We start from the raw sequence: 13153 nt of genomic DNA on the forward strand, positions 1-13153 counted from the left end.
GATGACTGTGGCGAGGGAGCTTGCTCCCGCTGGACGGCGCAGCCGGCCCAGTAACGATAGTCGCGTTCCAAATGTCGGAACGCGTCGTCCGCATTGCGACTGCTTCGCAGTCGAGCGGGAGCAAGCTCCCTCGCCACAGGTTATGCCTCAGGCACACCCTTCTCCCACGCCGACCAGTTCTTCAGAATCTCCTGCACCAGCGGGTTGCCGGTGCGGAAGAGGTTTTCCAGGGCCGGCACAAAACCACCCTGATCGGCGTACTTGAGCAGGTTGTCGACTTCGCTGTAACCCGGATACGGACGGTCGAAGTCGGAACCGGCGCGCACCACGGCCAGGCGCTGGATATCCACCAGGCCTTCACGGCTGGCGCGCAGCAGCGCTTCATACGTCGAGTTGTCTTCCTGCTGAGTCGTGCAGTAAACGCCTTGGTTGTCCGTCAGCAAACGGGTCCAGACTTCAGCGCGCTCGCTCAGGCGCGTTCCGGAAAACCAGGTATTGCCGGCCAGCGTGTCGCATTGAGTGACCACCGGCGCTTGATTGGCCGGTGCGTAGGGATATTTCATCCGCCACGCGGCGGACTCCTGGCTTTCGCTCAGAGCAACTTTCGCGCTCAGGGCGAAGGCTTTGGCTTGCAGCTTCGGGTTGAGTTCGAAGACTTCGGTCTTGTAGTCCAGCGGTGGCTTTTCGTTCGGACCTTTGGTGTTGATGCCGATGTAACCGGTCGGCCACTCTTTGGGGGCGTCTCGCGAATCCAGTTCCCATTGCGTGCCGAACTCCACCAGATAATGTGCCCACGCGGCGGTGCCGATAGTGCCGTGGTGCGGGTTGATACCGGCAATTCCGGCAATCAGGAAATAGCTTTTGCGCAGGTCGAATTTCGGTGACAGGGCCAATGCCAGCGTGGATGCCGCGGCGTTGGTCTGACCCATACCGGTGACCATCAGGCACACCTGCTGCGTATTGCAGCGAATGCTCGGATACTCGGCAGAAAGCCCCGGTACGCGGATCTCCTGCTTGAGTTCCAGCCGATCAATCCAGGTTTTTGCTTCCGGGGCGAACATGCTGATCAGCATGACTTTCGGCGTGATCGGGGCCTCGGCTGCCCAGACACTGGAAGAGAGCAGGGTGCTGCAGGCCAGACCGGCTGACAGAGAAAGACGTGTAACTGTGTGCATAAAACCTCCTTGGTAGATGTTGATAACGAACCAGCTTGCCACTCAGAACTGATACCCGACACCCGCGTAGTAACCCCAGCCATTGGAGCGAGCGCGGAAGCTGCCTTCACCGAAGTTCAACTCGCTGCCATCCTCCCAGTTACCGCCGTTATGGAAATAACGCCCTACCAGGGTGAAGCGCAGGTGCGTGAATGAATAGAGCAATACGTTAGTGGCCACGGTGGCGTTGGCCGTGCGCGCCGGATTGTCTTTATGCAGGTCCGAACCAAAGTCGAAGTTGGTGAAGCCAATGTAAGTCAGTGACGCGCCATTGCTGAAGCGGTCGATGGGCACGATGTACTTCAACTGGGCACGATACCCATCCCACGAGTACTCGTTGCTGGCGCCGTAGTTCTCCCACTGATAGCGCCCGTAGAAGTTGGCCGACAGGTTGACCCGCGAATGGGTGTCGATGTCGGTGCCCAGGCCGCTGTAAAGTGTGTTGGCGCGATTGGCGGTGCTGCTGCCGTGGTCGTAGATCCAGTCGAACGCGACATACCATTCCTTGAACGGCCCGATCGCCAGGCTGCGACCGGCCAGGTAGTCGATGGAAATACGTGGCTCGTGCTCCATGAACAACGGCGAACCGTGATCCCAGGCACCTTTGTCGTGGCTGTTGCCAATGCCGAGGATCTTCGGGGCGTCAATATAGCCATACAGTTCGAATGGCCCCTTGCGCCCGAAGTACTCGTATTCCAGGTAAACGTCGTCGGCCGGTTGCGGGCCGAAACTGATGTCCTTGCTGCCGATCAGCGTCAGATCCTGATTGAACCAGTCCGACAGGTACGCGCCTTTCTTTGGTGGGCTGGCTTCAGTGCTGAGCGTCTCGCCTTGGGCTGACTCATCAACGGTTTTTTCTTGAGCCAGGGCAGCGCAGCTGAGTAGTCCCGTAACGGCGCTTAGTAGCAAGGAAACAGCAACAGTAGGGCAGGACGCGGTGCGTCTGGAAGTGGCGTGCATTGAAAATCCCTGTTCGTGCAGTGGTTGGCCGAACGTGAGCGCTCATGCATTGATCAGGCGTTCACGTGACTGACGCAAACGTTTGCATGTTGCGGACCAACTTGGAACAGACGATTGAAATAAAGGGAGATTTTGTGAATTAGCTGACGTTTTGGTTAGCAATTTGCTCCCTTGGCGAGCGTATCTGCTCGAAAGCGGGGCAGGCTCTGCCAGCGCTTGCGCCGTGCTCTGTTAGAATTGTTGAACTTGAATTCCAGAGGTGCCCCCATGAGCGAGCCGATTCGCCTGACCCAGTACAGCCACGGTGCAGGTTGTGGCTGCAAGATTTCACCTCAGGTGCTGGAGGTGATTCTGGCCGGCAGCGGCGCGCAGAATCTCGACCCTAAGCTCTGGGTGGGTAATGCATCGCGCGACGATGCGGCGGTGTATGCCATCGACGACGAGCGTGGCGTGGTGTCGACCACCGACTTCTTTATGCCGATTGTCGATGATCCGTTCGATTTCGGTCGAATCGCCGCCACCAATGCCATCAGCGATATCTACGCGATGGGCGGCGATCCGTTGATGGCGATTGCGATCCTTGGCTGGCCGGTCAACGTGCTGGCGCCGGAGATTGCCCGGGAAGTGATTCGCGGCGGCCGTTCGATCTGCGATGAGGCAGGTATTCCATTGGCCGGCGGGCACTCGATCGATGCGCCGGAGCCGATTTTCGGCCTGGCGGTCACCGGGCTGGTGCAAAAGCGCCACATGAAGCGCAACGACACGGCCACCGCCGGTTGCTTGCTGTACCTCACCAAACCGCTGGGCATCGGCATCCTCACCACCGCCGAGAAGAAGGGCAAGCTGCGCGCCAGCGACGTCGGCCTGGCCCGTGACTGGATGTGCACCCTGAACAAACCCGGTAGCCGTTTCGGCAAACTCGACGGCGTGACCGCCATGACCGACGTCACCGGTTTCGGGTTGCTGGGGCATCTGGTGGAAATGGCCGATGGCAGCGGCGTGACCGCGCGTATTGATTACGACCGCGTGCCACGTCTGCCGGGCGTCGAGTACTACCTCGATCAAGGCTGTGTGCCGGGCGGTACCCTGCGTAATTTCGACAGCTACGCCAACAAGGTCGGACGCATACAGGAACTGCACAAGCGCGTGCTGTGCGATCCACAGACCAGCGGTGGTTTGCTGGTTGCCGTGACGCCCGAGGGCAACGAGCAGTTTCTTGCCGTTGCTGCCGAACTGGGCCTGAACCTGGCGCCGATCGGTGAACTGGTTGAGCGACAGAGCAACGCGGTAGAGGTGATTTGATGCTTATCGATTTCACTGATTACCGCGACATTTTCCTCAACGACCGGCCGATGATGGATGTCCGCGCGCCAGTCGAGTTCACCAAGGGTTCGTTCCCAGGGGTGATCAACCTGCCGCTGATGACGGACAATGAGCGCCAGCGGGTCGGCACCTGCTACAAACAGCACGGTCAGCAGGCTGCCATTGAGCTCGGGCATCAGTTGGTCTCGGGCGAGATCAAGGCCGCGCGCATCCAGGCCTGGGCTGATTTTGCCCGGGCCAATCCCGACGGTTACCTGTATTGCTTTCGCGGCGGTTTACGTTCGCAGATCGTCCAGCAATGGCTCAAGGACGAGGCCGGCATCGACTACCCTCGGGTCGGTGGCGGCTACAAGGTGATGCGGACTTTTCTGCTGGAAACGGTCGATCAAGCGGTCGAGCAGTGCGACTTCGTCTTGCTCGGAGGTATGACCGGCACCGGTAAAACCGATGTCCTCACCTGTTTGAACAATGGTCTGGACCTTGAAGGTTACGCCAATCATCGCGGTTCCAGCTTTGGCAAGCGTGCGACTGGTCAGCCCACTAACATCGACTTCGAGAACCGCCTGGCGGTCGACGTGCTGAAAAAGCGTGCCCGTGGCATTGAACAGTTCGTGCTCGAAGATGAAAGCCGTATGGTCGGCAGCTGTGCCTTGCCGCTACCGCTGTATCAGGGCATGCAACGTTTTCCAATGGTCTGGCTCGAAGACAGCCTGCAAGACCGGGTCGAGCGAATTCTGCGCGATTACGTGGTGAATCTCTGCGCGGAATTCGTCGCTGTACATGGCGACGAGGGGTTCGCACAGTTCTCCGAGCGTATGCTGGCAAGCCTCAACAACATCAGCAAGCGCCTGGGTGGCGAGCGTCATCAGCGCATGTTCGATTTGATGGAGGCCGCGTTGGCCGAGCAGGCACGCAGCGGTGCAGTGGACTTGCACCGTGGCTGGATCGAAGGTTTGTTGAACGAGTATTACGACCCGATGTACGCCTTCCAGCGCGAGAAGAAAGGCGACCGAATCGAGTTTGTGGGGGAAGAGGCTGCGGTGCTCGAGTACTTGCGTGAGCGCGGTAACCGTTAAGATCGAGACGCAGGCGCTGGTTAACCAGCGCCTGCAATCCCCGTTAGAGCACCAATGCGCCGATCAGGCCGCAGATCACGCCAACCAGCATGGTCAGCACAGCCACGGTCACCAGCACCCGGGTATCGAAATCCTTGCGCAGCATCAACAGCGACGGCAGGCTGATGCTCGGCAAGGTCATGAGTAGCGCCACGGCCGGTGCGGTGCCCAAACCCAGGGTCATCATGGTTTGCACGATGGGGATTTCTGCGGCGGTGGGGATCATGAACAGCGTGCCGACGATGGCCAGCGGTATCAGCCACAGCAAGCTGTTGGCCATCGCGCCGTCAACATGCGGGAACAGCCAGACCCGGGCGGCGCCCAGAACCAGTACTGCCAGTACGTAGATCGGAATAGTGGTCCAGAACAATTGCCACAAGGTCCGCGCCCAGCGGCTCAGAAAGGGTTGTGCGTCGGTTGCGCGGGTCGCTTCGGCCACTGCTTCCAGCGCCGCCTCCGGCATGTAATCGGGGCGCGAGATGCGTTGGGCGACCAACGAAACACCCAGCACCAGCACAATTCCCGCCACCAGCCGCAGTGCGGTAAAGCCCCAGCCGAGTACGAAACCCATGAACACCAGCGTTGCCGGGTTGAGTACCGGGTTGGCAATCCAGAACGCCAACGCCGCCCCCACCGAGACGTTCTGACGGCGCATGCCGGACACCACTGGCGCGGCGCAGCAGGTGCACATCATGCCTGGCAAGGCGAACAAGCCGCCGCGCAAGGTCGAAGCAAAACCGGCACGGCCGAACAAGCGCAGCAGCCAGTCTCGCGGAATCAATACCTGCAACAGCGAACCCAGTATCACTGCCAGTACGGCCGCTTTCCAGATCGCCAGGAAGTACACCTTGGCGTACACCAGTGCAGCGGCGAGCGGTGAGGTTTGTTCATCGTTGAGGATAGAGGCGCCGATGCTGTGACTGTCGGCGGCCACGAACGCCTTGAGGTAGTAGGGCGACCACTTGACGTAGTAGAGGCCGATACAGGCAACCATCAGGAACAGGGCGGGTTTCCACCAGAGCGTCAGGCCCCGGTTGGGGACCGCTAAGGAGTTGGACATACAGAGGCTCCGGACAATTAGGACAGTGGGGCATCATACCCCAGTGCAGTTTAGTCCAGAGGCCCGGAAACGGTGGGCACACGCCGACCCGTTATGTGGGACACGTCTGCAGGCCGTTGTTCAGCTCTTGCTTGTAACGCTGACTGAGCAAGGTGGCCTTGCCGTTGTGCCAGGTCAGAGTCAGCACATACAGCGAGTCGAAATCGTTGGATGGCCAGTCGTCGAGAAGGGGGCGTTTTTCACCGGTGGCCTCTTCCGCCACCTTGTTGATCAACTCCGGCAGATAGCCGTGGGACCAGGCCGTGTAGATGATCGAGTTGCGGTACTTGGCGTGAAGTAGCTCGTCGGCCAGTTCGCTGATGTCGTTAGCCGAAAATTCGATGTTCACCGGCAGCCCGAGTTTGATTGCGGTGGGGCTGATGGTCAGCAGGGGGCGGAGGTAGCTGTAGGAATTGTCGAACTCGCCTTCCTCGACGTTGCGTGTCGGATTGGCGGCAAACACGTAATTGGCCTTGCCGAACTTCTCTGGCAGCAGCTCTGCCAGTTTGATCGCGCGGTTCAGGCCCTGGCAGTTCAGCTGGCCGAGACCTCCGGCGGGCTTTTCTGCGTGGCGCAAGAACACCAGGGTCTGGGTGCCGTCAGCCGGTTGGGCGCGGCTCTCACTGGCTTCCAGCGCCAGGAACAGGGCGCAGGTCATGAGCAAGGCCGCACAGAACACCAGGGTGCGCGGGTTCAGAATTTTAACGAAGTTCAGGTGCTTTTTCATTGAGTTATTATTCTTCAGCGCATTCGTTTAAGGCTGACAAAACATCACACCGGGAGCTCGTGGCTTCAAAGTGCTTTTCATGTCGTGGGGTCGATTCGTCTAACGCAAGGGCAGCCTTGAGAGTTCACTGACACCCTTTGGTTCGATTCGAAACGGCGCGCGTTACTTTATCTGCGGGATCGGGTTGGCTGCCGGGAAGGTTATCGACAGAATGTTTCTGATCTAACCTGTCCCGATCCGTGCTGTGCTTATAATCTAGCCGCCCTGAGGTCGGGCATCTGCCGCGAGCAAGCCCATCATCGCCATTCAATTGTCACTGGATGTTCACCATGACCGATTTGTCCGCATTCCCGATCACTGAGAAATGGCCTGCGCAGTTTCCCGAGTGGATACAGCTCTATTCGTTGCCGACACCCAATGGTGTCAAAGTCTCGATCATGCTCGAAGAAACCGGCTTGCCTTACGAGCCGCACCGGGTGGGTTTCGATACCAATGATCAGTTCTCTCCAGCATTCTTGTCGCTGAACCCCAACAACAAGATTCCGGCGATCCTGGACCCCCACGGTCCGGGTGATCAGCCACTGGCGTTGTTCGAATCCGGAGCGATTCTGATCTACCTCGCCGACAAAAGCGGGCAACTGCTGGCGCAGGAATCGGCCGCACGTTACGAGACGATTCAGTGGTTGATGTTCCAGATGGGTGGCATCGGACCGATGTTTGGTCAGTTGGGCTTTTTCCATAGATTTGCCGGCAAGGACTACGAGGACAAGCGCCCGCGTGATCGCTACGTCGAAGAGAGCAAGCGTTTGCTGAAAGTGCTCGACGGTCGCCTGGAAGGCCGCGACTGGATCATGGGCGAGCGTTACACCATTGCCGATATCGCGACGTTCCCGTGGGTGCGCAATCTGATTGGCTTCTACGAAGCGGGGGACCTGGTCGGGATCAACAACTTCCCGAACGTATTGCGTGTGCTGGAACGCTTTCTGGCACGGCCGGCAGTGATTCGCGGGCTGGAAATTCCCAAGTGACGGCAAGCGTCACGACTCCATTTATTTAGCCCGGCTTAAGGAAGAGCAATGCCTCGATACGACTTCAAACAGGTGGACGTCTTCAGCCGTGTTGCACTGAAGGGCAACCCGTTGGCCGTGGTCTTGGGGGCTGACGAACTGAGTGACGAACGCATGGCGGCGTTTGCGAGCTGGACCAACCTCAGCGAAACCACCTTCTTGCTGGAGCCCGGCGATTCGCGGGCCGATTATCGAGTCCGAATCTTCACCACCTTGCAGGAGTTGCCGTTTGCCGGTCATCCGACCCTGGGCAGTTGTCATGCCTGGCTGGAGGCGGGCGGTATTCCCAAGGGGGAGGAAATCATTCAGGAGTGTGGCGTAGGCCTGGTGCGCATCCGCCGCCGAGGCACCGACCTGGCGTTCCTCGCGCCACCGTTGCTCAAGTCCGGCCCGCTGGACGCGGCACTGGTGGAGCGGGTGCGCCTTGGGCTCGGGCTGGAAGCTGGCGCGATTATTCGGGCGCAATGGGTAGATAACGGTGCTGGCTGGTTGGCTGTGATGCTCGCTGAGCGTGCGCAAGTGCTGGCGCTGCAGCCCGATCATTCACAGATGCTCGGGCTGGCGGTCGGCGTCATTGCGCCGTGGCACCCCGAACGTGATGGCGACGAGGCCCAGTTTGAGGTGCGCGCGTTCATTTCCGGGGACGGCATGCCCGAAGATCCGGCCACCGGCAGCTTGAATGCCGGCGTTGCCCAATGGTTATTGGCCGAGGGGCTAGCGCCGGATGTTTACGTGGTCAGCCAGGGCCTGACCATGGGCCGCGCCGGGAGAGTCCGGGTCGAACGGATCGGCGATGAAATCTGGATCGGCGGCTCGGCCGTGACCTGCATCGACGGCAGCTTGAATCTGTAACGCTGGTGAGCTTCTTAACCGTTGCTCGCCGCCAAACTGTTACCGAATCGGAAATAAACTGTTCCTCAACTTACGTTTGTGTCGGCGGGGGAGAGGGGCATAAGCTCCCTTCCTTTATGACTTTCGTCTTGTCCAGGCCGTTGGCCTCCTGCCAGGAAAACCCATGTCCAGCCAGTTCCCCGAAGCCCGTCCACGCCGTTTGCGTCGCAATCCGCAGTTGCGCAGCCTGTTCCAGGAAACCGAGTTCACCCTCAATGACCTGGTGCTGCCGATCTTTGTCGAAGAAGAAATCGACGATTTCGTGCCGATTACCAGCATGCCCGGCGTGCGGCGGATTCCGGAGTCGAAACTGGCAGGCGAAATCGAGCGCTATGCGCGGGCGGGCATCAAGTCGGTAATGACTTTCGGGGTCTCACATCACCTGGATGGCAGCGGCAGCGACACCTGGAATGAAAACGGTCTGGTGTCGCGTATGGCACGGATCTGCAAGGACGCGGTGCCGGAGATGATCGTGATGTCCGACACCTGTTTTTGCGAGTACACCGATCATGGTCACTGTGGGGTGATGCATGCGGGTGAAGTCGATAACGACAAGACCCTGATCAATCTCGGCAAGCAAGCCGTCGCCGCCGCACGGGCCGGGGCGGACGTGATTGCGCCCTCAGCGGCAATGGACGGGCAGGTCCAGGCCATTCGCCGGGCGCTCGACGAAGCCGGCTTCAGCCAGACTTCGATCATGGCCTATTCGACCAAATTTGCCTCGGCGCTCTATGGTCCGTTCCGCGAAGCTGGTGGCAGTGCGCTCAAAGGCGATCGTAAAAGTTACCAGATGAACCCGATGAACCGCCGTGAAGCGGTACGCGAATCGTTGCTCGATGAGCAGGAAGGCGCCGATGCGCTGATGGTCAAGCCGGCGGGTGCGTATCTGGACATCATCCGTGATATCCGCGAAGCGTCGCGTTTGCCGTTGGCGGCATATCAGGTGAGTGGCGAATACGCGATGATCAAGTTCGGTGCCGCCGCCGGTGCGATCGATGAGGACCGTGTGGTGCGCGAGAGCCTGGGGGCGATCAAGCGGGCGGGCGCGGACCTGATCTTCACCTACTTTGCGATGGACCTGGCGTTGAGCGGAATCTAAGCCGCCGGGCGTTCCATTGTTACCAGAGGAACGGTTTGATCCCGTGGTCCCGGAAGTAACGCTCGATGACTTTCGGGTCGGCGGACAGGTCGGCGACGGCCACATAACTGTCGGGCCTTAATAGATAGAAGCCATTGCGCGCCAGCCCGGCGGCTTCGTGGGTCGGATGCCAGTCGAAAATGTGCAGTGCCAAGTGATGCTCGGCGCACCAGGCGAGCATTTCTTCGCTGGTGTCGCCGTATACGTGAACCTGCCAGTTCAGGCTTGTCAGGCTGTCGAAGTTATCGGCCTCGCTGTCATGCGCCCAGGGCAGGCGATCACCGCCAAAAACATGGCCGGCGTGACCTTCGCTCAGAGGCATCCCGCGATAATTCAGGGTGATTTGCGACACCGTACGAAACAGATATTCGCGCGCCAATTCAAATGAGACCATTTTTGGCAGCAGGAACGGTGCAATGCGGGTGCGTATCAGGTCGGCCATTGCGCCTTCGGCGGAGACGAAATTGAACACCCGGTCGGTGGTCGCCACCAGTCGCCGGGCAAAGGCCATGCGTTCGACTTCATAACTGTCGAGCAGTTTGTCGTTGGCTGCTCCATTGAGAACGGCGGCGAGTTTCCAGGCGAGGTTGATCGCGTCGCCAATACCGGTGTTCATGCCCTGGCCGCCGGCGGGACTGTGCACATGGGCGGCATCGCCGAGCAAAAAGGCGCGCCCGAAGCGGAAAGTGTCTGCGACCCGGTGATGAACCCGGTAAGTCGAGAACCAGTTGACCTTGTGTACCTGAACCTTCAGGTGTTCGATGGCCCGGCTGCTGACGTCTTCAAACTTGAGGGTTTCGGCCTGTTCCGCGCGTTCGTCGCGCACGGTTCCGATCAGTCGTGCATGGCCTTCGCTGGCCAACGGAAAAACCGCCAGAAAGTCAGCCTCATCAAGATCCGCGTGCAATTCACCATTGAACACCGGACCGGAGGCCTCGACGTCGGCGACATAAAACACTTGCTGGTAGGTGCCACCGGGAAAACCGATGTCGAGTGTCTTGCGCACGGTAGAGCGAGCGCCGTCACAACCCGCCAGGTAGCAGGTCTGACAGGTATGCTCCTGGCCGTCGGGCATGAGTAACTGCGCGGTGATGGTGCCGCCATGTTCGGTGAAGCCGATCAGTTCGGTGTCGCGCTCGACCACCACGCCCAACTGCTCCAGGCGTTCGATCAACAGTCGCTCGTGTTGGTCCTGCGGGAACATTTCCAGAAACGAGTAAGGGGTCAGGTCTTTGCCGATATCCTCGAACGGTAACCGCGCTACTGGTTCGCCTTTGACCCACAGATTGACTGCCGGTACTTTGTGGCCGTTCTGCACCACGGCTTGGCTGAGGTCGAGCTGGCGGTACAATTCCAGCGTACGTGCCTGAACCGCCAGCGCACGAGAAGTGGTGCCGGGTGCGCTGGTCTTGTCGAGTATGCGCACGCGGACTCCAAGCTTGCTGAGCCACAGCGCCAGGACCAGTCCTGTGGGGCCGGCGCCAACGATCAGTACATCGCTGCGGTTCATGTCGTTGCCCTCGATCGAGAGTCCCGCTGAACAGGGGTGTATCCAGTTTAGATCCGATTGACCGAGGTGCTTGCTCCTCCGATGCAATGGTTGAAGAAGCGATATCCTCGGCGGTCAGGGCGCTTAAAAGGACCCATGTAAAAAATGCGATCTCATCGATTGATCATAAGTGTAGTTACGTTGCTGGTATTGGCCGGCTGCGCGAATCAGGCTGCTCGGCAAGCGGCTCAACCGACGCCCGTGCAGGTGAAAGCGCAGATTGCCCGTTTGTTGCCGAGCAACACCGTAGACCGTGAAGGTTGGGCCACCGACATTTATGCAGCGTTTGCGGCACAAACGATCCCGCCCACCACGCAGAACCTGTGTTCGGTGCTGGCGGTAACCGAGCAGGAGTCGACCTTTCAAACAGACCCGACAGTGCCGGGGCTGGGAAAGATCGCCCGGGATGAAATCGATCGACGTGCTGCCAGGGCACACATTCCCGATCTGTTGGTGCGCGGAGCCTTGCAGGTCAGCTCAACCAACGGCAAAAATTACAGCGAGCGCTTGAATGCGGCGCGCAGCGAGAAGGAACTCAGCGCGATATTTGACGATTTCATCGGCCGGGTGCCGATGGGCAAAACACTGTTTAGTGGTTTCAATCCGGTGCATACCGCAGGCCCGATGCAGGTCAGTGTCGCGTTTGCCGAGCAGCACGCACAGCACTATCCCTATCCGGTAGACAGCTCGATTCGTCATGAAGTGTTCAGTCGCCATGGCGGCATGTACTTCGGCATTACACATTTGCTCGGCTACCCAGTGAGTTACCACCAACCGTTGTACCGCTTTGCCGATTTCAATGCCGGCTGGTACGCCAGCCGCAACGCCGCGTTTCAGAGTGCGCTCAATCGCGCTTCGGGAAGCAGTTTGGCACTGGATGGTGATCTGATCCGCTACGACTCGATCATGCCCGGCGCGACGGAATTGGCGGTTCGCGCGTTGGGTAAACGGCTGGACATGCGCAATACGACGATCAGGGATCAGCTGGAGCTGGGTAACCGCCTCGAATTTGAAGACAGCAAGCTATATAAGAAGGTGTTCGAACTGGCGGAAACGGCTGAAGGCAAACCGCTGCCCAGGGCAATCCTGCCAGGTATCCAGTTGCAAAGCCCGAAAATCACTCGAAAGCTCACCACGGCCTGGTTCGCCAAGCGTGTCGATGAGCGTTATCAGCGCTGCATGACGCGTGCTTCGGCGGAGTAGAGGTAAGCGTTGGCTGTGGGCGCTGATCTCAGTAGAGCCCGGGGATGAGCCGCCAGGTCTTCGCACAGTAAGCGTCATACTTGGCACCAAACTCACTGCGCAGCAGGTCTTCTTCGGCGTTTATGCGAGCAATGAGGGCAGGGAGCAGCAGGAGGACGAGCACGATCCCGACACTGGAGCGAAAGGCCAGCGCCCAACCCAGCGCGTTGATCAATAAACCGAGATAACTCGGATTACGCAGCCTTCGGTAGATACCGTCAGTCACCAGCGTATGCCCAGGTTGAATGGCGACCAGGCCGCTGAAGCGTTTGCCAAGTACGAACACGGGCCAGATCCGCAACGCGCCGCCCGCAATGAATAGAATTGCACCAACCCAGCGTATGCCTTCGCCACCGAAGGTCAAGAAGTCCATTCGGTCGGTATAGGCCGGAATAAACGCGGACAACACGCCGATCACCCCAAATACCGGTAGCACCCAACGGTTGGCCCGGTCTTCACGTACCCCGGAGTTCAAGTTGGCTTCAGTGAGCAACGAAACTCCCACCATGACCAGTGTCGCAAGGGCAATGACCATCAGGGCTGGATGCGAGAAAAACGCAGCAAAGCCACCCAGTCCCAGAATGGCGAGCCCGAGATAGACCAGAACTGCTGCAATGCTGAACACGGCCAGCTTCAGGGAGATCTTCATGGCGGGGGGGCTCGTTGGATCGTCTCTATATAAGCGTAGTGGGACCAGGCTGATTACGATGCCTGATCGGCCGCTTTCACCAGCCAGGATAGAAAAACTAAATTAAGTGTTGACGGCAGATTCTGGAAGTCTATAATTCGCCCCACTTCCGGCGCAGTCGAAACGGAAAACTCCTTGGT

At 59.2% G+C, this 13153-nt stretch carries 12 protein-coding genes; 6 read left to right on the forward strand and 6 right to left on the reverse strand.

All coding sequences use genetic code 11. The features are described 5' to 3' along the window. Positions 1–140 precede the first annotated feature (140 nt). A complete protein-coding gene (locus KRR23_RS16495; protein WP_216743370.1) occupies positions 141–1175 on the reverse strand; it encodes a purine nucleoside permease in 1035 nt (344 codons plus the stop codon). A gap of 42 nt (positions 1176–1217) precedes the next feature. Next, on the reverse strand, positions 1218–2174 hold the full coding sequence (locus KRR23_RS16500; RefSeq protein WP_216743371.1) for a nucleoside-specific channel-forming protein Tsx: 957 nt from the start codon (positions 2172–2174) through the stop codon (positions 1218–1220). 267 nt (positions 2175–2441) lie between these two features. On the opposite strand from KRR23_RS16500, the gene selD reads away from it, so the two are divergent. After that, complete coding sequence (gene selD / locus KRR23_RS16505; RefSeq protein WP_054593107.1) at positions 2442–3476, forward strand: selenide, water dikinase SelD; 1035 nt, start codon at positions 2442–2444, stop codon at positions 3474–3476. Then, positions 3476–4573 carry a tRNA 2-selenouridine(34) synthase MnmH gene (mnmH, locus tag KRR23_RS16510; protein WP_216743372.1) on the forward strand — a complete coding sequence of 366 codons (1098 nt, stop codon included), beginning with the start codon at positions 3476–3478 and terminating at the stop codon, positions 4571–4573. Before selD ends, mnmH begins: the two co-directional genes overlap by 1 nt. Before the next feature lie 43 nt (positions 4574–4616). Here the strand turns inward: mnmH and KRR23_RS16515 are convergent, their stop codons facing one another. Both KRR23_RS16515 and KRR23_RS16520 read right to left on the reverse strand, forming a co-directional pair. Then, positions 4617–5672 (reverse strand): permease, encoded by a 1056-nt coding sequence (locus KRR23_RS16515; RefSeq protein ID WP_216743373.1) that lies wholly within the window; start codon positions 5670–5672, stop codon positions 4617–4619. 91 nt (positions 5673–5763) lie between these two features. Further along, positions 5764–6438 carry a histidine phosphatase family protein gene (locus tag KRR23_RS16520; RefSeq protein ID WP_216743374.1) on the reverse strand — a complete coding sequence of 225 codons (675 nt, stop codon included), beginning with the start codon at positions 6436–6438 and terminating at the stop codon, positions 5764–5766. A gap of 329 nt (positions 6439–6767) precedes the next feature. On the opposite strand from KRR23_RS16520, the gene KRR23_RS16525 reads away from it, so the two are divergent. From KRR23_RS16525 to hemB, 3 genes are all read left to right on the forward strand, one after another. Beyond that, positions 6768–7466 carry a glutathione binding-like protein gene (locus tag KRR23_RS16525; RefSeq protein WP_054593103.1) on the forward strand — a complete coding sequence of 233 codons (699 nt, stop codon included), beginning with the start codon at positions 6768–6770 and terminating at the stop codon, positions 7464–7466. Positions 7467–7514: 48 nt separating this feature from the next. After that, a complete protein-coding gene (locus tag KRR23_RS16530; protein WP_216743375.1) occupies positions 7515–8357 on the forward strand; it encodes a PhzF family phenazine biosynthesis protein in 843 nt (280 codons plus the stop codon). 163 nt (positions 8358–8520) lie between these two features. Further along, positions 8521–9495 carry a porphobilinogen synthase gene (gene hemB, locus KRR23_RS16535; protein ID WP_019689616.1) on the forward strand — a complete coding sequence of 325 codons (975 nt, stop codon included), beginning with the start codon at positions 8521–8523 and terminating at the stop codon, positions 9493–9495. Between the two features lie 19 nt (positions 9496–9514). Here hemB and KRR23_RS16540 read toward each other — a convergent pair whose 3' ends face one another. Continuing rightward, complete coding sequence (locus KRR23_RS16540) at positions 9515–11044, reverse strand: FAD-dependent oxidoreductase (RefSeq protein ID WP_216743376.1); 1530 nt, start codon at positions 11042–11044, stop codon at positions 9515–9517. A 144-nt stretch (positions 11045–11188) separates the two neighbouring features. On the opposite strand from KRR23_RS16540, the gene KRR23_RS16545 reads away from it, so the two are divergent. Further along, positions 11189–12286, forward strand: a complete 1098-nt coding sequence (locus tag KRR23_RS16545; protein ID WP_216743377.1) for a DUF1615 domain-containing protein — start codon at positions 11189–11191, stop codon at positions 12284–12286. Positions 12287–12314: 28 nt separating this feature from the next. Here the strand turns inward: KRR23_RS16545 and KRR23_RS16550 are convergent, their stop codons facing one another. After that, a complete protein-coding gene (locus tag KRR23_RS16550) occupies positions 12315–12974 on the reverse strand; it encodes an isoprenylcysteine carboxylmethyltransferase family protein (protein WP_216743378.1) in 660 nt (219 codons plus the stop codon). Between the last annotated feature and the right edge of the window lie 179 nt (positions 12975–13153).

Source organism: Pseudomonas sp. CVAP#3 (genome assembly GCF_018986375.1).
GTDB lineage: Bacteria > Pseudomonadota > Gammaproteobacteria > Pseudomonadales > Pseudomonadaceae > Aquipseudomonas > Aquipseudomonas helvetica.